The organism is Arsenicicoccus sp. oral taxon 190 (genome assembly GCF_001189535.1).
Lineage (GTDB): Bacteria > Actinomycetota > Actinomycetes > Actinomycetales > Dermatophilaceae > Arsenicicoccus.
In genome coordinates this window covers 1865308-1882766 of record NZ_CP012070.1, presented here as the reverse complement: position 1 = coordinate 1882766, position 17459 = coordinate 1865308, and the positions used below count along the sequence as shown (strand labels likewise).

Here is a 17459-nt window from a genome sequence, read left to right as displayed (position 1 = left end):
TCCTCAGCCACCGGCCTCAGCCACCGGGTGCAGGTGAGGACGGGGTCGCCGAGCCTGGGGTGGCGGACGGCGACACGGTGGGGACGACCACGGTCTGGCCCGGCTGCTGCGCCTTGACCGCCGCCTCCAGGGCCGACCGCAGCCGCTTCTGCGCCTCGCCATACGCGGCGAAGTCGCCGGCGGCGAGCGCCTTGTCCGCGTCCGCCATCGCCGTCTGCGCGGCCCGGAGCTGGCGCGCGACCTCGGACCCGGCCCCCGGCTGGGGGGCAGGCGCCGGCTGACCGGGCTGCTGAGGCTGCGGCGGCGTCGGAGCCGACCCCTGGTCGCCGGCGGTCGCCCCCGAGCTGCCCCCGAAGAGCCCGTCCAGCGCCCCGTCGAGGGTGTCCGACCAGGCGAGCTTGTCGCCGAAGGCCGCGACGATCGCCTTGGACTGCGGGTACGACGAGGAGGAGCCCGAGGACGCCTGCACGTAGATGGGCTGGACGTACAGCACCCCGCCGCCCATCGGCAGCGTGAGCAGGTTGCCCATCGAGACCTTCGAGCCGCCCTGGGAGTTGTTGTTGAGGAACTGGCTCAGCGTCAGGGCGAACCGTGGCGAGGAGTCGTTGCTCGAGAAGATGTTGTTGGCGACCTGCCGCGGCCCCTGCACCTGGGTGTCCCGGGGCAGCTCGAGCATCCGCAGCGTGCCGTAGCCGTCCCGCCGCTTCCCGTCGGCCGACCCGGCGTCGGCGTCGGCGGCCACGAAGGCCGACAGGACATCCCGGTTCTCGGGCGTGAAGCTCGTGGTCAGCGAGAACGTCGGGTCCTGCTGCCCCGGCATGGCGAGCGACAGGTAGTAGGGGGGCTGGCTCGGCGCGGTCTGCGACCGGTTGCTCGGGTCCGTGGGCACCCGCCAGAAGTCCTGGCCCCCGAAGAAGCTGTTGGCGTCGGTGACGTGGTACTTCCCCAGCATCGAGCGCTGCACCTTGAAGAGGTCCTCGGGGTAGCGCAGGTGCTGCATCAGCTCCCCCGTGATGGCGGACATCGGCTCGACCGTCCCCGGGAAGGCCTTCGTCCACGCCTTCAGCAGCGGGTCCTGGTCGTCCCAGGCGTAGAGGTGGACCTTGCCGTCATACGCATCGACCGTCGCCTTGACCGAGTTGCGCACGTAGTTGACCTTGGCCGGCGCCTGCGCCGTGACGTTGCTGCGGGAGGCGTTGGTCAGGGCATCCGAGGTGACCTCCTCGATCTCGGTGCGCTGGGCGTAGGGGTAGTTGGCCGTCGTGGTGTAGCCGTCGACGATCCACAGGATCCGGCCGTCCACGACCGCCGGGTAGGGGTCCCCGTCGAGGGTCAGCCAGGGCGCCACCTTGCCGATGCGGTCCCGCGGCTTGCGCACGTCGAGCAGACGCGACTGCTCGTTGACGGCGCTGGACAGCATGATGTTGGGCTCGCGGTAGGCGACCGCGTAGGCGAGACGCCGGGTGAGGCTGCCGATGGCGACCCCACCGGTGCCGCGGTAGGTGGTGTTGCGCTGCCCGCCGGCCGAGCCGTCCGGGTGGTCCAGCTCGGCGTCCCCGCTCCCCTCGGGCGCACCGACGATGGAGTACTCCGGGGACTCCTCGCCGAAGTAGATGCGCGGCTCGTAGGGGCCCAGCTTGCCGGTGGACGGGATGTTCTGCTCGAAGAACACCGGCTGGCCGTCCGGGCCGCGCTTGTTGCCGTATGCCGCCACCAGGCCGAAGCCGTGCGTGTAGACGGTGTGGTCGTTGACCCAGTTGCGCCAGGAGCGGTCCAGGTCGTCCAGCCGCAGCTCCCGGGCCCCGACGACGGCGTCCGTGGTCTTGCCGTCGATGACGTAGCGGTCCACGTCGAGGCTGCTCGGGAAGGAGTAGAAGGCCTTGACCGCCTGCAACGCCTCGAAGGTCTGGCCCACCACGGCCGGGTCCACGATGCGGATGCCGGGCACCGTTGCGGCGTCGCCCCGCAGCTGCCCGCTCGTGACGGAGGTCTGTGCCTTGTAGACCTCCTTCTTGACCTGGTCCAGGCCGAAGGCCGCACGGGTGGCGTCGATGTTGCGCTGGATGTAGGGCTGCTCCAGGGTCCGCTCGCTCGGCTTGACCTTGAGGCTCTGCACCAGCGTCGGATAGATCGTGCCGATCACCAGGGCCGTCACGGCGAGCAGGGACACCCCGACGATCGGCAGCCGCCACGAACCGGTCCAGATCGAGGCGAGGAAGAACAGCGCGCACAGGACCGCCGCCACCGCGAGGATGGACTTGCCCGGCAGCACGGCGTGCGCCCCGGTGTAGGTGATGCCCGTGATGCGGCCGGAGTCCTGCAGCGCCAGGTCGTAACGACCGAACCAGTAGCTGAGGCCCTGCAGCAGCGCGAGCGCCGCGAACAGCGACGAGAGATGGACGATCGCCGCCTTCGTCGACCGGCCGGCCATCCCCGGGGGCCGGAGACCGCCATACAGGTAGTGCGTCAGCGCGGCCACGATCGCGGCCAGCACGAAGGCCATGAGGGTGAAGTCGAGCACGAACCGCACCCACGGCAGCGTGAAGACGAAGAAGCCGACGTCCTTGCCGAACTCCGGGTCCGTGACCCCGAAGGGCACCTGGTTGCGCCACAGGAGGAAGGTCTGCCACTGGCTGGCCAGGGCGGTGCCGCTGAAGATGCCCAGCATGGCCGGCACCACCCAGACGGCGAGGCGTCGCAGCGGGTCCAGCATGCTGCGGTAGCGGTCGAGGGCCAGCTGCTCGTCGGTGACCGGGGCGTAGACCGGGCGGAGCCGGTAGCCGAGGGCGATGCTGGAGAAGGTCAGGCCCCCGGCCAGCAGCAGCCCGACGAGGAAGAGCAGCCCCTTGGTCAGCAGCTCGGTGGTGAGGACGCGACCGAACCCGAGGGCGTCGTACCAGAGCACCTGGGTCCACAGCGCAGCCAGGGCACCGAGCGCCAGCAGCACCACCGCCACGATGGTCAGCAGCGGCCCCAGCACCCCTCGCCCCCGCCGCCCGGCCCGGCCTCGCGGGGGCACGACCCGACGCGCGCCCCCCGCGGCGGCAGGATCCGGCTCGGGTCGCTCGTGGTCGGTCACGCTGTGGTCCTCCTGCGCCAAGGTCACGTCGCCGCAGCGCCGCGGCGTGATCGTCGCGGCCCAACCTACCGCCCCACCCTGGGAGAATGGTCGCGTGACGTCTACTCCACAGATCGTGCCCACCCCGTTGATCGCCTGTGCGGTCGAGACCGAGCAGCACGTGTCCCGCTCCGGGTGGGACCAGCCGACCCGCCTCTTCGCGCTGGTGCGCACCTCCGAGCTGCTGGCCGCCGAGCCGCAGCTGGCGGCCCGGCTCGACGGCGAGGACCCGGACGGGCTGAGCGCCGTGGAGCAGGAGGACCTGCCCGACGCCGACGGCCTGGAGGAGCTCCTGGCGCAGATCGCCTGGCCGCCCGAGGTCGCGGGCACGGCCATCAGCGTCGAGCGCCTGGTCGTCCCGCCCGCCGCCGAGTCGGCCATGCCGCAGGACCCGCAGCAGGCGACGGACTACCTCATGCACCACCCCGACCGGCAGGACGTGCGGCTGCTCGTGGCGGTCGACCGCAGCGGCGAGCAGGTGACCCTGCTGCGGCAGCGCGCGCACGACAGCGACGACGCGGTGGCCATGGGGGCGGACATCGCGCCCGGGCTGGTCGCCGCGCTGCGTGCCACCCTGCTGGACTGAGAAAGGGACCGAGAAGGACCGCGAGGGACCGAGAGGAACCGCGAGGGACCGAGAGCAACCGCGAGGGATCGCGCGGGATCTCGACCGAGAGGGATCAGGAGCAGGTGGGGAGGGCGCTCGCCGTCCCTGCCGCGATCTGCTCGACGTCCTTCAGCGCCTGCTGGAAGGACTGCACCCGCACCACCCGGAGGCCGTCGGGCACGTGGCCCGTCACCTCCGAGCAGTTGCCGGCGGGCGCGAGGAACCACTGCGCCCCGGCCGAGCGGGCCCCCACGAGCTTCTGCTGGATCCCCCCGATGGGCCCCACCGTGCCGTCGGGCGCCATGGTGCCCGTGCCGGCGATCCGCTGCCCACCGGTCAGCTCGCCCGGCGTGAGGCGGTCGTAGACCCCGAGCGAGAACATCAGCCCGGCCGACGGGCCACCCACGTCGCCGGCGTCGATCGTCACCTTGACGGGCAGCGCGTAGGCCACCTTGAGACCCACGCCCACGAGCTTGCGCCCGTCGACCACGCGGACCGGGACGGACACCTGCTGCTCGGCCCCGGCGCGTCCGACGGCCAGCGGGACCGACTGGCCCTCGGCATACGACTGGATGGCGCTGCGGAGCATGACGCTCCCCGTGACCGGCCGGTCGCCGATGCGCAGCAGCCGGTCCCCGACCTGCAACTTGCCGGCCGCCGGCGAGCCCTGGGGGACGGCCCCGACCGTGACCGTCTCGGGGACGGTCATGCCGAGCGCTCGCTGCGCGACGACGATGGCGTCCTCCTGGGACAGGCTCATCTCGGCGGCGTTCTCGCGCTTGACGTCCTCCCCGGTCATGCCCCGCGGGAACACCTGCTCCTCGGGCACGATCGCGCGGTGCCCGGCGGCCCACGCCCCGAGCAGGTCGTATGCCGTCACCGTCCCGCCCGGCCCGCCGCGCACCGACACCGTGGTGAAGCTCAGCACCCCCGAGGCCGGGTGGTCCTTGTCCTTGGGCACCGAGATGAGGGGCTTGCCGTCCGCCGTGGTGCCGAGGGTGTTGGTGGCGGGGCCGGGGCCCATGATGACGTAGGGCAGCGGCAGGAAGGCGAGCACCAGCAGCGCGAGGCAGACGAGGGCGAGCAGGCCCAGCAGCAGCCGGGACCGCGGCGCACGCCGGCCCGGGGCCCGGCCGAGGTCGCGCGAGCGAGCCGCACCGACCGCCCTCATGGCAGGCCCACCCACTCCTCGGTGCCGTCGGCGAAGCCCTGGTGCTTCCAGATCGGGACGGTGGACTTCAGCGTGTCGATGAGCTCGCGGCACGCCTCGAAGGCCTCCCCGCGGTGCTCGGCGCTGACCGCGCACACGACGGCGAGGTCCCCGATGTCCAGCCGGCCGACGCGGTGGACGGCGGCCACCCCCACGACCCCCGGACGGCCCGCGACCTGCTCCACGACCGCGCGCAGCTGGGCCAGGGCGCTCGGGTGGGCGGAGTAGTCCAGCCCGGTGACCCCCTTGCCGTCGTCGTGGTCGCGCACGACCCCCACGAAGGGGACGATGCCCCCGGCGCGCGGGTCACCGACGGCGGAGACCACCTCGTCGAGTGACAGCGGCTCGTCGCGCACGTCGACCAGCCGCACGGCAGCGGATCCCTGGGTCACGGGTGCCCTTCCTGGTGGGGAACGTCTGCGGAGAGGGTAACGGCCCGGGCCGGGCGAGGCTGGACGGGCGTGACGGAACGGCGGGCCACCTCCTAGCGTTGCCCCTAGGAGTACGACCCCGACCCGAGGAGCCCGTCGTGACCGTCCCGCCCGCCAACACCCCCGACCCGGGACCCCAGGACCCCGACGACCTGGCCCGGATGCTCGGGGAGATGCTGGGCGACCCGTCCCTGGCCGACAACCCGCAGGTCCGCGACGCGCTGCGACAGCTCGGCGCCGAGCAGCTCGACCCGGCGCAGCTGGCGATGGTGCGTCGGCAGGTGCAGGCGATGTTCAGCGGACCGGCGCCGGAGGGGCCGATCGACGCCGGCGTGGCGCTGGACCTCGCGCGCCGCCGCGCCGCCACCACCGGCGACCGCAGCGTCACCGACGCCGAGCGCCGCACGTATGCCGAGGCCATCCACGTGGCCCAGCTCTGGCTCGACCAGGCCACCGGTCTGGAGGGGGCTCCCGCGGCCGGGGCCGTGTGGAGCCGGGCCGAGTGGATCGAGGCGACGATGCCGACCTGGGTCGACCTCGTGGGGCCCGTCGCGGACGGGGTCACGGGGGCGATGACCGGGGCGATGCGCCGCCAGCTCGACGAGCTCGCGGAGCACGGCGGCCTCGAGCAGCTCGGGTCGATGCCGGGCATGCCGCAGGTGCCGGCGGGGATGGACCCGACGGCGATGATGGCCCAGATGGGGCCGATGGTGCACCGCATGGGTGCCGCCATGTTCGCGGCGCAGACCGGCGAGGCCGTCGGCGGGCTCTCGGCGGAGGTCGTCTCCGGCACCGAGGTCGGGCTGCCGCTCGTGCCCCGTCACGACGTAGCCCTGCTCCCCGCGGCCGTCGAGGCCTTCCAGGAGGGCCTCGAGGTCGACCCCGCGCAGGTGCGCCTCTACCTGGCGACCCGGGAGGCGGCGCGGTCGCGGCTCTTCACCGCCGCGCCCTGGCTCGCGGCGTCGCTGACGGCTGCGGTCACCGCGTACGCCCGGGACATCACCATCGACGTCGAGGGCATCCAGCAACGGATGGGCTCGGTCGACCCGAGCGACCCCGAGGCGCTGCAGCGCGCCATCGGGTCGGACCTCTTCGCGTCCGAGCCCTCCCCCGCGCAGCAACGAGCCCTCGCCTCCCTGGAGACGCTGCTCGCGCTCGTCGAGGGGTGGGTGGACGTCGTCACCGACCGCGCCACCCGACCCCACCTGCCCGACGCCGCGGCGCTCGGCGAGGCGGTCCGGCGGCGGCGCGCGACGGGCGGCCCCGCCGAGACCCTCTTCGCCCAGCTCGTCGGGCTCGAGCTGCGCCCGCGGCGGCTGCGGGACGCCGCCAACCTCTTCGCCGCGCTCGAGGACGCCGGCGGCGCCGAGCTGCGCGACGGGGCGTGGGCTCACCCGGACCTCGCCCCGACCGGCGAGGACCTCGACGACGTCCTCGGTTACGTCGAGCGGGTGCGCTCCGGCAGCGGCGACGACCTGGACGCCGAGCTGGACCGGCTGCTGGACGGCGACGGCGGGAGCCCCTCCGCTCCCGCCGGTGGCCCGGCGTGACCGGCCTCGCCCCCGAGATGGCGCCCGCGCGACCGGGCAACCTCGAGCAGCTGCGGGCGGACGCCATACGGCTGGTGAGCGAGCTCGAGCCCGTGGACGCCCGGGAGGACCAGGTGCGGGCGGACCTGCTGGCGCACCTGGACCGCCACCCGGACGCGTGGTGGAAGTACGGCCCCCCGGCCCACTTCACCGCCAGCGTCCTGGTGCTCTCCGAGGACCGGCGCCAGGTGCTGCTCACCCACCACCGCAAGGCCCGCACGTGGTTCCAGCTGGGCGGTCACGCCGAGCCCGGTGACCTGGACGTCGTCGGCGTCGCCCGCCGCGAGGGGCGCGAGGAGTCCGGCATCCCCGACCTGCAGGTGTCCCCGCGCCTGGTCGACGTGGACCGGCACGCGCTGGGGACCGGCTTCGCGGTGTGCCGCGAGCATCTGGACCTGAGGTTCGTCGCGGTCGTGGGCGAGGTCACCCCCGTCGTCAGCCACGAGTCGCTCGACGTCGCGTGGTGGCCGGTGGACGCGCTGCCGCACCCGCACGGCGAGGAGCTGCCGCGGCTGATCGAGCGGGCCGGGCTGCGGGTCCCCTGACGCGGGTCACCCGTCGACGCAGTCCCCCGACTCCCCCGGGACGCTCGGCCCGTCCTGCGCGGCGTGCGCGTAGCCCTCGAGGTAGCCCTTGGCGCGCTCCAGCTTGGGGTAGGACCGCAGCAGCGTCCAGAACTCAGGCCCGTGGCCGGGCTGCAGCAGGTGCGCCAGCTCGTGGAGGATGACGTAGTCCTGCACCCACCCGGGCAGCCGCGCGACGCGGTCGGAGATGCGGATGGTGGCATCGACCGGCGTGCACGAGCCCCACCGGCGCCGCTGGTTGCTCACCCACACGATGCTCGCCGGCTTGGCGAGGCCGCCGAGGTAGGCGGCGGACAGGTCGGCGGCCCGCGCCGCCAGCCGCTCGTCCCCCAGGCTGTCGCGACCGTCGCGGGCCTCGAGCCGGGACACCATCTGGTGGATCCACTCGCGCTCCTGCCGCGCCGAGTGGCCGGCGGGGATGAGCACGACGATTCGGTCACCGTCGCGGTAGGCGCTCACGGTGCGCCGGCGCCGGGTGCTGCGCCGCACCTCCACCTCGCTCATGGCCGCACCCTAGCGCGTGGCTCCCCCGCGCCCGAGGGCGCCGCGCAGCCAGGCGGCACGTCCCGTCAGCGCCCCGTGAACCGGGCCGGGCGGCGCTCGGTCGCCGCCTCGATACCCTCGCGTAGGTCCCGCGTCGCCATGGTCGTCGCCTGCGCGAGCGCCTCCCACTGCAGCGCGACCCCGCTGCTCGCGTGGCCGCCCTGCCGCAGCGCGGCCAGGGTCAGGCGGGTCGCCACCGGTGCCGCGGCTGCGACCCGGTCGGCGGCCGCCAGCGCCAGGTCCAGCACGTCGTCCGCCGCGGCGCTCGCGGAGGCCAGGCCCAGCCCGACCGCCTCGTCGCCCGTCACCACGCGCCCGGTCAGGAGCAGGTCCGCCGCCACCGCTTCCCCGACCACGCGGGGCAGCGACCACGTGGTCGCCATACCGGGGTGCAGGCCCAGGGAGGTGAAGGGGACGGACAGCTTGGCCGTGCTCGCGACGTACCGGACGTCGCAGGCGAGCGCCAGGGCCAGCCCGGCCCCGACGGCGTGGCCGTTGACCGCCGCGATCACCGGGACCTCCAACGCCGGGACCGACAGCCACTGCTGGTAGAAGGTCAGCATCCGGGCGCGCAGGTCGGCCACCGTCGCGTCCGGCTCGGCGACCAGCCAGGACAGGTTGCCGCCGGCGCAGAAGGCCGAGCCGGCCCCGGTCACGACCACGCAGGCCAGGCGCGTGTCGCCCCGCAGCAGGTCGGCCAGGCGGGCCCAGGAGGCGGTCATGGCCTCGCTCATCGCGTTGCGCTGCTGCGGCAGGTCGAGGGTGACGACGCACGTGCGCCGCTCGCCCTGCTCCCGCAGCGCCACCGTCAGGTCGGCGTAATCCTGCTCCCACCAGGGGATCTCATCGGTCATCGCACACCTCGTCAGGGGGTGGGTGGGCCGGTGGCCACCCGGTCGGACGTCGTCCCGTCGAGCCTAACCAGCCGGACGGCTCCGGCGACCCCCGGCCCTGAGCCCTCGTGCGGGCCGGTCCGTGCTCAGCGCGGACACGGCGTAATCCCCGGTACGCCGCAGGTCGTGCTCTATGGTGACCGAAGTCCGATTGCCGCACCGGCGGCACGAACGACAAGGAGAGACGACATGGCCGACACCTACAAGGGTGAGTTCTACTGCGTGAAGTGCAAGGCCAAGCGCGAGGCCGAGGGCAACATCGTGGAGACCAACGGTCGCCGCATGGCCAAGGGCAAGTGCCCCGAGTGCGGCACCAACCTCAACCGCATCCTCGGCAAGGCCTGAACCACCGCGAGCCGTCCGACGGGGAGGCACCGACTTGAGGGTCGGTGCCTCCCCGTTGTCATTCCCCGAGAGTTATCCACAGTGGGTCGCTTGATGTCATTTGCTTGCGTTTGCATGTCATATTCTCCGTATGACGAAGCACCCGCCTGAAGGAGAGCTGTCATGACCCGCAGCCACCGCCCCGCCCTGCGCCCCGGACGGCGCGTCCTCGACCGTGGCGACGGCGAGGTGCAGCTCGGGGCCCACCACGGCAGCGCCGTGGTCCTGTCGGGCCTCAGCACCACGGATCGGGTCGTCCTCGACGGACTGGATGGGAGCCGCTCAGAGACCGAGCTCGCGCGGGAGTACACCGCCCGCGGGGAGGACCCGGGCCGTCTCGACGTCCTCCTGGCGCTGCTGCGCCGGCACGCGCAGCTCGCGGACCCCGCGGACCAGCCGCCCACCGACCCCCACCACGTGCGTCACCCCTGGCGCCGGCCGGGCGGCCTGCCCGTGCTCGTCGCCGGCCTCGGCGACCTCGCCGGCGAGGTGGCCCGCGTCCTCGCCCGACAGCACGCCCGGGTGCACACCCAGCACTCGCTCTCCCCGCACGCGCTCCCCCTGCCGCCCACGCTGGTGCCGGGCAGCCCGCGGCCACCCGCGCTGGCGGTGCTCGTGGCTGACGGCGCCATCGACCCGATCCTCGCCCGGCAGTGGGCGCCCTGGGCGATGGTCCTCCCGGTGGTCGCCGCGGACGGCACCGTGACCGTCGGCCCGCTGTGGGCGGGGCTGGACGACCCGTGCCCCATGTGCCTGGACCACTACCGCACCGACCGCGACCCCGCCTGGCCGCGGATCCTGGCGCAGCTCACCACCCACGGGCCGGACGGCGGGGTCCGCCCGGCCGCCGCCGACCCCGCCACGACCGCCCTGGTGTGCGGGCTCGTGGCCCGACAGGCGCTGGACGCCGTGGGGCAGCGGCAGCTCCCGAGCGGACTGGCCACCGACGTCACCGACGGCGACCCGGAGCCGCACCGCCGCCTGTGGTCCGTGCATCCCCGGTGCGACACGCACCTACCCGCCCGCCAGCCGCTCGCCGGGTGACAATCGAGGGGTGAGTGACATCCCCCGCCGGACCGCGCGCCGCACCGCTCGGCTCGCCACCCTGCCCCTGTCCTACGCCGGCCGCACCGCCCTCGGCGTGGGGCGCCGGCTCGGTGGCGCCCCCGCGGAGGCGATCGCCGCGGAGGTGGCGGCGCGGACCGCGGACCAGCTCTTCGCCGTGCTCGGGCAGCTCAAGGGTGGCGCCATGAAGGTCGGCCAGGCAATGTCGATCTTCGAGGCGGCGCTTCCCGAGGAGGTCGCGGTGCACTACCGCGGGGCCCTCACGGCGCTGCAGGACGCCGCCCCCTCCATGCCGGCCGCGACCGTGCACCGGGTCCTGGCCGCCGAGCTCGGCGAGGACTGGCGCGACCTCTTCCGCGACTTCGACGACGCGCCCGTCGCCGCCGCCTCGATCGGGCAGGTGCACCGCGCCGTGTGGGGCGACGGCCGGGACGTCGCCGTCAAGGTGCAGTACCCCGGGGCCGGGGACGCCCTGCTGTCCGACCTGCGCCAGCTGTCCCGCCTGGCGCGGGTGACCGGCTCCTGGCGCACCGGCATCGACATGCGCGCGGTCACCCAGGAGCTGCAGGACCGGATGGCCGAGGAGCTCGACTACCTCACCGAGGCGAGCTCGCAGCGGGCGTTCGCGCGCGCCTTCGCCGGCAGCGAGTTCTTCGCCGTCCCGGACGTCGTCACCGGTACCGGGCGGGTGCTCGTCGTCGAGTGGCTGGACGGCACGCCGCTGTCGACCGTCATCCGCGAGGGCACCCCCGAGCAGCGCGGGCAGGCGGCGAACGGCTACCTCGACTTCCTGCTCGCCGGGCCGGACCACGTGGGCCTCCTGCACGCCGACCCGCACCCCGGCAACTTCCGGCTGCTCGACGACGGCCGATTGGGGATCCTCGACTTCGGCGCCGTCAACAGACTGCCCGACGGTATGCCGCCCGCCGTCGGTCGCCTCCTCGGCCTGGCGCTGGGGGGCGAGGACACCGCCGACCACGTGCTCGAGGGGTTGCGCAGCGAGGGGTGGGTCCGCCAGGACGCGCACCTCGACGCGCGCGTGCTCCTGGACTTCCTGCAGCCCTTCCTCGAGCCGGCGCGGCACGACCGCTACCGGTTCACCCGAGCGTGGCTGCGCAAGTGCTTCGCGCACGTCACCGACGCGCGGTGGCAGCCCGTGATCGCCGAGCTGGACCTGCCCCCGGACTACCTGCTCATCCACCGGGTCTGGGCCGGCGGCCTCGGCGTGCTCTGCCAGATCGGCGGCGAGGTGGAGACCCGCGCCATCCTCGAGCACTGGCTGGACGACCTCGACCTGTCCCGCTGAGCCCGGGTCACCACCACTCCGCGTCAAGCTTGGCCTCGATGGAGCGGGCGTGCCGTCGGCTGCACTCCGCGCACGTCCAGACCGGCCGCCCTCGCTCCACCCCGAAGGTCCAGCTCACCCGCGCCACCGCCAGGTCCGGCCCCTCGGCCTGCCGCCCGCAGGAGCTGCACGTCATCGTGTCCTCGTCCACCGCACCACCGTAGGACCTCCCGCGCGCCGTGGCCCCCCCGGGACAGCGAAGCGGGCGGGACCGCTTCGCTGTCCCGCCCGCTTCATCGGGCTGCTGGTGCTGGCGTCACCTGCGCTGTCGGCGGCGGACCGCCATACGCACCTCGTGCGCGCTGCGCGGGCGAGGCCGCTCGGGGAGCCGCTCGACGCGGACCCGCGCCAGCTCTGCACTGACGTGAGCGAACATGATGAGTCTCCTTGTGCTGTGGTGGTCTTCATGGTGTTTGTGGTCTTGCTGGGTCAGGCCGCCACCTCGTCCTTGCGGGGCCGACCTCTCGGGCGCTTGCGGGGGACGACGACGCCGGCGATGACCAGCTGGCCGCCCCACACGCCCCAGGGCTCCCGACGCTCCAGGGCGCCGGCGAGGCACGCGACCCTAGCCGGGCAGGTGCCGCAGAGTGCCTTGGCAAACTCGACGCCCTCGGGGGTGTCGGCGAACCACAGCTCTGCGTCGTTGTCCTGGCAGGGGATGTCCCCGTCGGCGGCGGCTGCGGCCACCCTGTGGTCGATCAGCTCGGTGAGCGTCATGACTGCCTCCTCGTGGTGATGCCCCTCGGTGGTGGGGCGCTGGGTGCCCGGGGTCGGGCGGGCGGTGCGGTGGGTGAGCGGCCCTCGAGCCGGAGCGGACGCCCCGGAGATGCACGAAGGCCGCGGAACCCGGGTGTCGGGTCCGCGGCCTTCGAGCGGGGCCAGGGTCTGGAGCTAGACCGGTGGCCTCCCGAAGGTCGGGACCACGACAGGGGTCGGGCGGGTGACGACGACGCCGGTGCCATCACGACGGTCGCCGGCCACGAAGTCCTGGCCGGAGGAAGCGTCGATGGACGGACCGGTCCCGTGGAGCCGGCCGTTGCCCTCGGTGGAGGTGAGGGCGGAGCCCAGGACGCGCGGCATGGCGGAGCGGGCAGACGGGGTCGACTGGACACGGTCAGGCGTCACGAAGGTCATCGTGGTGATCATCTGGTCGACCCTCCTCTCTGGCTCGCTGCGGCACTGCTGCCGACGTGGGTCGCGGGTGTCACGCCCGCGACAGGACACCTGGGACTGTATGCGCTGGCGTCGCACGGGGGCAACGCCTTTTGACGGCTCCGGCTCGCGCTGACCGGACCGGACCCCTCAGTCGTCGCCGGAATCTCTTGCGGCAGCGAGGATCTCGTCAGGGTCGGCACCGCGAAGAATTGCCAGGACCGGCTCGCCGTAGAGGCTGAGCTTGCGGGCGCCCACCCCCGACACCGAGGCCAGCGCCCCGAGGTCGTCAGGTCGGCGCTCGGCGATGGCCGTCAGGGTCGCGTCGGTGAAGACGACGTAGGCCGGGACGCTCGCCGCCGCGGCAGCCCCCTTGCGCCAGGTCCGCAACGACTCGAAGACGGCTTCGTCGTAGGTGGGAGGACAGTCGCCGCAGCGTCCGGTCTTGCGCTCGGACGCCGTGGTCAGCTCGGTCCCGCAGACCCGGCAGTGGGCGGGCCGCGCCACGGTCAGCGAGCGCTGCCGCCCGCCCGCCGCGCCCGACGCACGTCGCGGCGCGGACCGTGCTCCCTCGCCGAGCACCGAGGCGGCGTCGTCCAGGAATCGGCTGGGGCGCCGCGAGGCCCGCCCGCCGACGTTGCGGGAGGCGGCCCACGACAGGGACAGCCGACGACGGGCCCGGGTCAGGCCGACGTAGAGGAGCCGGCGCTCCTCCTCGATCGCCTCCCAGCCCTCCGCCATGGAGATCGGCAGCAGCCCGTCGCTGCACCCCAGGAGGTGGACGACGTCCCACTCCAGCCCCTTGGCGCTGTGCAGCGAGGCAAGCGTGACGCCCTGCACGGTCGGGGCGTGCTGCGCCGCGGCCCGCTCCCCCAGGTCGGCCACGAGCTCGGGGAGCCGGGCCTCGGGCTGGGCGGCGACCAGGTCGTCGGCCAGGGCGACCAGCGCCTGCAGGGACTCCCAGCGCTCGCGGGTCGCGCCGCCGCTGGCCGGCGCCTCGGTGGTCCAGCCGACTCCGGCCAGGACGTCGCGCACGAGCTGTCCGAGCGGGACCGACCCGTCGTCGCCGCGGGCCTGCCCGCGCAGCAGCAGCATCGCGTCGCGGACCTCGCGGCGGGAGAAGAACCGCTCCCCGCCGCGCACGAGGTAGGGGATCTGCTCCTCGGCGAGCGCCGACTCGACCGCCTCGCTCTGGGCGTTGGTGCGGAAGAGCACCGCGATCTCGGCCGCAGGGGTCCCCTCCGCCAGCTGCCGCTTGATCGCGGCGGCCACCCCGCGCGCCTCGGCCTGGTCGTCGTCGTAGCGGGTCAGCTCGGGCGCCGGGCCGTCGCCGGCCTGGGCCTGGAGCTGGACCAGGGCCCGGGAGACCCCGCCGCGGCCGGACTGCCCCTGCGCCCGCAGCATGACGTTGGCCAGCCCGACGATCTGCGGGGTGGAGCGGTAGTTGCGCACCAGCTTGACGACGGCAGCCTCGGGATACCTGGCCGAGAAGCCGAGCAGGTGCGCGGGCGACGCGCCGGTGAAGGAGTAGATGGTCTGCGCAGCGTCCCCGACGACGCAGACGTCCTGGCGGTCGCCGACCCACAGGTCCAGCAGCCGCTGCTGCAGCGCGTTGACGTCCTGGTACTCGTCGACCACGAAGTGGCGGTACTGCCCCCGCACCTCCCGGGCGATGGCCGGGTGCTCGTCGAGGATCCCGGCCATGACCAGCAGCACGTCCTCGAAGTCGATGACGCCGCGCTCGCCCTTGACCTCCTCGTAGGCCTGGAGCAACCGGGCCATCGCCGTCGGGTCGAGCCCGGCGGGGTCTCGTCGAGCGTGCCGGGCCGCCGCCGGATAGCTCTCGGGGGTCAGCAGGCTGACCTTGGCCCACTCCACCTCGGCCGCCAGGTCCCGGATCGCGGGGCGGTCCAGCTGCAGGTGCAGCCGGGCCCCGGCCTCCGCGACCGCGCCGGCCTTGTGCGGCATGACCTCGGGCGCGGCGCCCCCGATCGCACGGGGCCAGAAGTAGTGCAGCTGGCGCAGCGCGGCGGCGTGGAAGGTGCGGGCCTGCACCCCTGCGGCACCCAGGTCGCGCAACCGGGTGCGCATCTCCCCGGCCGCGCGCGCCGTGAAGGTGACGGCGAGCACGCGCTGGGGCACGTAGACGCCCGACCGCACGCCGTAGGCGATCCGGTGGGTGATCGCGCGGGTCTTGCCCGTGCCGGCCCCGGCCAGGACGCACATCGGCCCGGTGGGACGCTCGGCGACCGCCCGCTGCTCGGGGTCGAGCGCGGCCAGGATCTCGTCAGGGGTGGCAGCCATCGCCCCGCAGTCTCCCACGGCCCACCGACAGACCCCGTCGCGGTGGGGAGCCGCCCACCGCCTGGCCGCGTCGCGGTGGGGAGCCGCACACCGCCCTGGCCGCACACCGTCCTAGCCGCGTGCCGGCTGCAACCCCGCGATCGGCTCGCCCAGCCAGGACTCGATCAGGTGGTACGCGACCGAGACCGGCGTGCCGCCGGACAGGATGGCGCCCGACCCGACCGCAGCCCGCAGCTCCTCGCGGGAGTACCACCGGGCCTCGGCGATCTCAGCGTCGGCGAAGCGCAACGCCGTGCCCCGCGCGGCCCGCGCCGTGAACGCCAGCATGAGCGACGCCGGGAACGGCCACGGCTGGTTGCCGGCGTAGCGCACGTCCTCGACCAGGACCCCCACCTCCTCGGCGACCTCGCGGGCGACGGCGGCCTCCAGCGACTCCCCCGGCTCCACGAAACCCGCCAGCACGGACCACCGCCCCTGCGGCCAGGCGGTGTTGCGGGCCAGGAGCAGCCGGTCGTGCGGATCGGTGACGGCCATGATGACCGCGGGCGACGTCACGGGGAAGGAGTGGTGCCCCAGCGGGCAGGCACGGACCCACCCGGCCTCCACCGGCGTGGTGGGCTGCCCGCAGCGGGCGCAGTGGCGGTGGCTGCGGTGCCAGTGCCCCATCCCGACCAGGCTGGCCGCGATGTGCACGTCCACCGCGTCCAGGGACAGGCCGAGGACGCGCAGCCCCGACCACCCCGGGGCAGGGTCGTCCTCGACGGCGTCGCGGACGAGACCGACGACCTCCACGCCGCGTGGGTCCTGGCCCAGGTAGAGCGCGACGTCGCCCGGCCGCAGCGGGGCCTCCGAGGGCCGCCGACGCACGAGCGCCGTGCCGTCGGCATACGTCTCCAGGCGCTCGCCGCGCAGCTCCACCACCGCGGTGGCGGGGTCGGCGAGCAGCTGGTCGAGCAGACCTGGCTCCTTGCGGCGCCACCCGGCGCGGTCCAGACCGGTCCGGGAAAGGGCGAGCTGAGGAAGGTTTCGCGGCGCTCCGGTCACGCCTCACACCCTAGACGTCGGGCCTCCCCTACCGTGGGGGCGTGACAGTCGCCCGCCGTAGCCCCCTGCAGCTCGCCGCCCTCGCCAGCGCGGCGGTCAAGGGGCTGGACCCGGTCTCGGTGGAGCTCGTGCAGGGCGAGGACGACCGCTGCGACGTGGCCTACGTGCAGGACAGCCGGCAGCGCCGGTGGACGGTGCGGGTGCCGCGGTCGGCCGCGGACGCCGCCCAGATGGACTCCGCGGCGGCGCTCCTGCCCCACCTCGACAAGCGGCTCCCCTTCGCCGTGCCCTCGGAGAGCGGGAGCGTGCCGCTGCGGGACAACGGTCGCGCGATGGTCTACCCGCAGGTGGCGGGCCGCAACCTCGACTTCCGGCTCCTGCCTGCCGGTCCGGGGCTCGCCTCGGCGCTGGGGCGAGCGCTGGGCGAGATCCACAACCTGGACGTGCGCCTCTTCGACGAGGCCGGCGTCCCGACCTACGACGCCGACACCTACCGCTCCCGCCACCTGGCGGAGCTGGACCGCGCGGCCGCCACCGGCCACGTCCCGGCCGCCCTGCTGGGGCGCTGGGAGCGGGCCCTGGAGAACGTCGCGCACTGGAGGTTCGCCCCCGCCCCCACGCACGGTCGCCTCTCCGGTGAGCTGGTGCTCGCGGACTTCGAGGTCGACGACGACGCGACGACCGGGCGCATCGTCGCGATCACCGGGTGGGACCAGGCCAAGGTCGCCGACCCCGCGGACGACTTCGCGGTGCTGTGGGCCCAGACCACGCCGGAGGCGTTCGACACCGTGCTGGAGGCGTATGCCGCGACGCGGCACGAGCGTCCCGACCGCGCGCTGGAGATGCGGGCGCAACTCGCCGGGGAGCTGCGCCTCGTCCGGGACCTGGTCCACGCCGCGGCGGCCGAGGACGAGCCAGGCGTGCAGGAGGCCACCCGGGCTCTGCACCGCCTGGCGGAGCAGGTCGAGGGTGACGAGCTGGTCGCCCACGTGCCAGCCGTGACCGCGCCCGGGCCGGTGGGCGAGCCCGACGAGCCTGTCGAGCCTGTCGAGACTGACGACCCGCAGCCGGCCGCAGGGGACGGAGGCCCGGCGCAGCCCATCGTCGCGCACCGCCCCTCCGCGACGCAGGACGCCGCCGAGGCACTAGGTCCCGCGCGCAACGATACGCCCGGCCGCAGCTGACGGTCC

17 protein-coding genes are annotated in these 17459 nt (G+C 74.3%); 7 read left to right on the top strand and 10 right to left on the bottom strand.

Going from position 1 to position 17459, the window contains the following annotated elements; translation table 11 throughout:
• Nucleotides 1-16: 16 nt before the first annotated feature.
• A complete protein-coding gene (locus ADJ73_RS08845) occupies nucleotides 17-3079 on the bottom strand; it encodes a UPF0182 family membrane protein (protein WP_253272526.1) in 3063 nt (1020 codons plus the stop codon).
• A gap of 94 nt (nucleotides 3080-3173) precedes the next feature.
• On the opposite strand from ADJ73_RS08845, the gene ADJ73_RS08840 reads away from it, so the two are divergent.
• Nucleotides 3174-3704, top strand: coding sequence for a PPA1309 family protein (locus ADJ73_RS08840; protein ID WP_050347976.1), 531 nt, complete (start codon nucleotides 3174-3176; stop codon nucleotides 3702-3704).
• Nucleotides 3705-3798: 94 nt separating this feature from the next.
• Here ADJ73_RS08840 and ADJ73_RS08835 read toward each other — a convergent pair whose 3' ends face one another.
• Both ADJ73_RS08835 and ADJ73_RS08830 read right to left on the bottom strand, forming a co-directional pair.
• A complete protein-coding gene (locus ADJ73_RS08835) occupies nucleotides 3799-4896 on the bottom strand; it encodes a YlbL family protein (RefSeq protein ID WP_253272525.1) in 1098 nt (365 codons plus the stop codon).
• Entirely contained in the window at nucleotides 4893-5327 is a 435-nt protein-coding gene (locus ADJ73_RS08830) for a molybdenum cofactor biosynthesis protein MoaE (protein WP_050347975.1), read from the bottom strand. The genes ADJ73_RS08835 and ADJ73_RS08830 overlap by 4 nt, the downstream gene beginning before the upstream one ends.
• Before the next feature lie 137 nt (nucleotides 5328-5464).
• On the opposite strand from ADJ73_RS08830, the gene ADJ73_RS08825 reads away from it, so the two are divergent.
• Nucleotides 5465-6916, top strand: coding sequence for a zinc-dependent metalloprotease (locus tag ADJ73_RS08825; protein WP_253272524.1), 1452 nt, complete (start codon nucleotides 5465-5467; stop codon nucleotides 6914-6916).
• Nucleotides 6913-7500, top strand: coding sequence for an NUDIX hydrolase (locus ADJ73_RS08820; RefSeq protein WP_253272523.1), 588 nt, complete (start codon nucleotides 6913-6915; stop codon nucleotides 7498-7500). Before ADJ73_RS08825 ends, ADJ73_RS08820 begins: the two co-directional genes overlap by 4 nt.
• A gap of 6 nt (nucleotides 7501-7506) precedes the next feature.
• Here ADJ73_RS08820 and ADJ73_RS08815 read toward each other — a convergent pair whose 3' ends face one another.
• Both ADJ73_RS08815 and ADJ73_RS08810 read right to left on the bottom strand, forming a co-directional pair.
• Nucleotides 7507-8043 carry a M48 metallopeptidase family protein gene (locus ADJ73_RS08815; protein WP_050347974.1) on the bottom strand — a complete coding sequence of 179 codons (537 nt, stop codon included), beginning with the start codon at nucleotides 8041-8043 and terminating at the stop codon, nucleotides 7507-7509.
• A gap of 65 nt (nucleotides 8044-8108) precedes the next feature.
• Nucleotides 8109-8936, bottom strand: a complete 828-nt coding sequence (locus ADJ73_RS08810; RefSeq protein ID WP_050347973.1) for an enoyl-CoA hydratase/isomerase family protein — start codon at nucleotides 8934-8936, stop codon at nucleotides 8109-8111.
• A 228-nt stretch (nucleotides 8937-9164) separates the two neighbouring features.
• On the opposite strand from ADJ73_RS08810, the gene ADJ73_RS17170 reads away from it, so the two are divergent.
• From ADJ73_RS17170 to ADJ73_RS08800, 3 genes are all read left to right on the top strand, one after another.
• Nucleotides 9165-9320: a DUF5679 domain-containing protein gene (locus ADJ73_RS17170; protein WP_019287526.1), complete on the top strand. Its 156-nt coding sequence runs from the start codon at nucleotides 9165-9167 to the stop codon at nucleotides 9318-9320.
• A gap of 162 nt (nucleotides 9321-9482) precedes the next feature.
• On the top strand, nucleotides 9483-10403 hold the full coding sequence (locus tag ADJ73_RS08805; protein ID WP_050347972.1) for a hypothetical protein: 921 nt from the start codon (nucleotides 9483-9485) through the stop codon (nucleotides 10401-10403).
• A 10-nt stretch (nucleotides 10404-10413) separates the two neighbouring features.
• A complete protein-coding gene (locus ADJ73_RS08800) occupies nucleotides 10414-11730 on the top strand; it encodes an ABC1 kinase family protein (protein WP_050347971.1) in 1317 nt (438 codons plus the stop codon).
• A 7-nt stretch (nucleotides 11731-11737) separates the two neighbouring features.
• Here ADJ73_RS08800 and ADJ73_RS08795 read toward each other — a convergent pair whose 3' ends face one another.
• From ADJ73_RS08795 to nudC, 5 genes are all read right to left on the bottom strand, one after another.
• Complete coding sequence (locus ADJ73_RS08795) at nucleotides 11738-11920, bottom strand: hypothetical protein (protein ID WP_050347970.1); 183 nt, start codon at nucleotides 11918-11920, stop codon at nucleotides 11738-11740.
• A 278-nt stretch (nucleotides 11921-12198) separates the two neighbouring features.
• Nucleotides 12199-12486 (bottom strand): WhiB family transcriptional regulator, encoded by a 288-nt coding sequence (locus tag ADJ73_RS08790; RefSeq protein WP_050347969.1) that lies wholly within the window; start codon nucleotides 12484-12486, stop codon nucleotides 12199-12201.
• A 174-nt stretch (nucleotides 12487-12660) separates the two neighbouring features.
• On the bottom strand, nucleotides 12661-12915 hold the full coding sequence (locus ADJ73_RS08785) for a hypothetical protein (RefSeq protein ID WP_050347968.1): 255 nt from the start codon (nucleotides 12913-12915) through the stop codon (nucleotides 12661-12663).
• Between the two features lie 156 nt (nucleotides 12916-13071).
• Nucleotides 13072-15225: an ATP-dependent DNA helicase UvrD2 gene (locus ADJ73_RS08780; RefSeq protein WP_050347967.1), complete on the bottom strand. Its 2154-nt coding sequence runs from the start codon at nucleotides 15223-15225 to the stop codon at nucleotides 13072-13074.
• A gap of 111 nt (nucleotides 15226-15336) precedes the next feature.
• Nucleotides 15337-16269, bottom strand: a complete 933-nt coding sequence (gene nudC, locus ADJ73_RS08775) for an NAD(+) diphosphatase (RefSeq protein ID WP_050347966.1) — start codon at nucleotides 16267-16269, stop codon at nucleotides 15337-15339.
• 41 nt (nucleotides 16270-16310) lie between these two features.
• Between nudC and ADJ73_RS08770 the strand changes: the two genes are divergently transcribed.
• Nucleotides 16311-17453 carry a phosphotransferase gene (locus tag ADJ73_RS08770; RefSeq protein WP_082176853.1) on the top strand — a complete coding sequence of 381 codons (1143 nt, stop codon included), beginning with the start codon at nucleotides 16311-16313 and terminating at the stop codon, nucleotides 17451-17453.
• Nucleotides 17454-17459 lie beyond the last annotated feature (6 nt).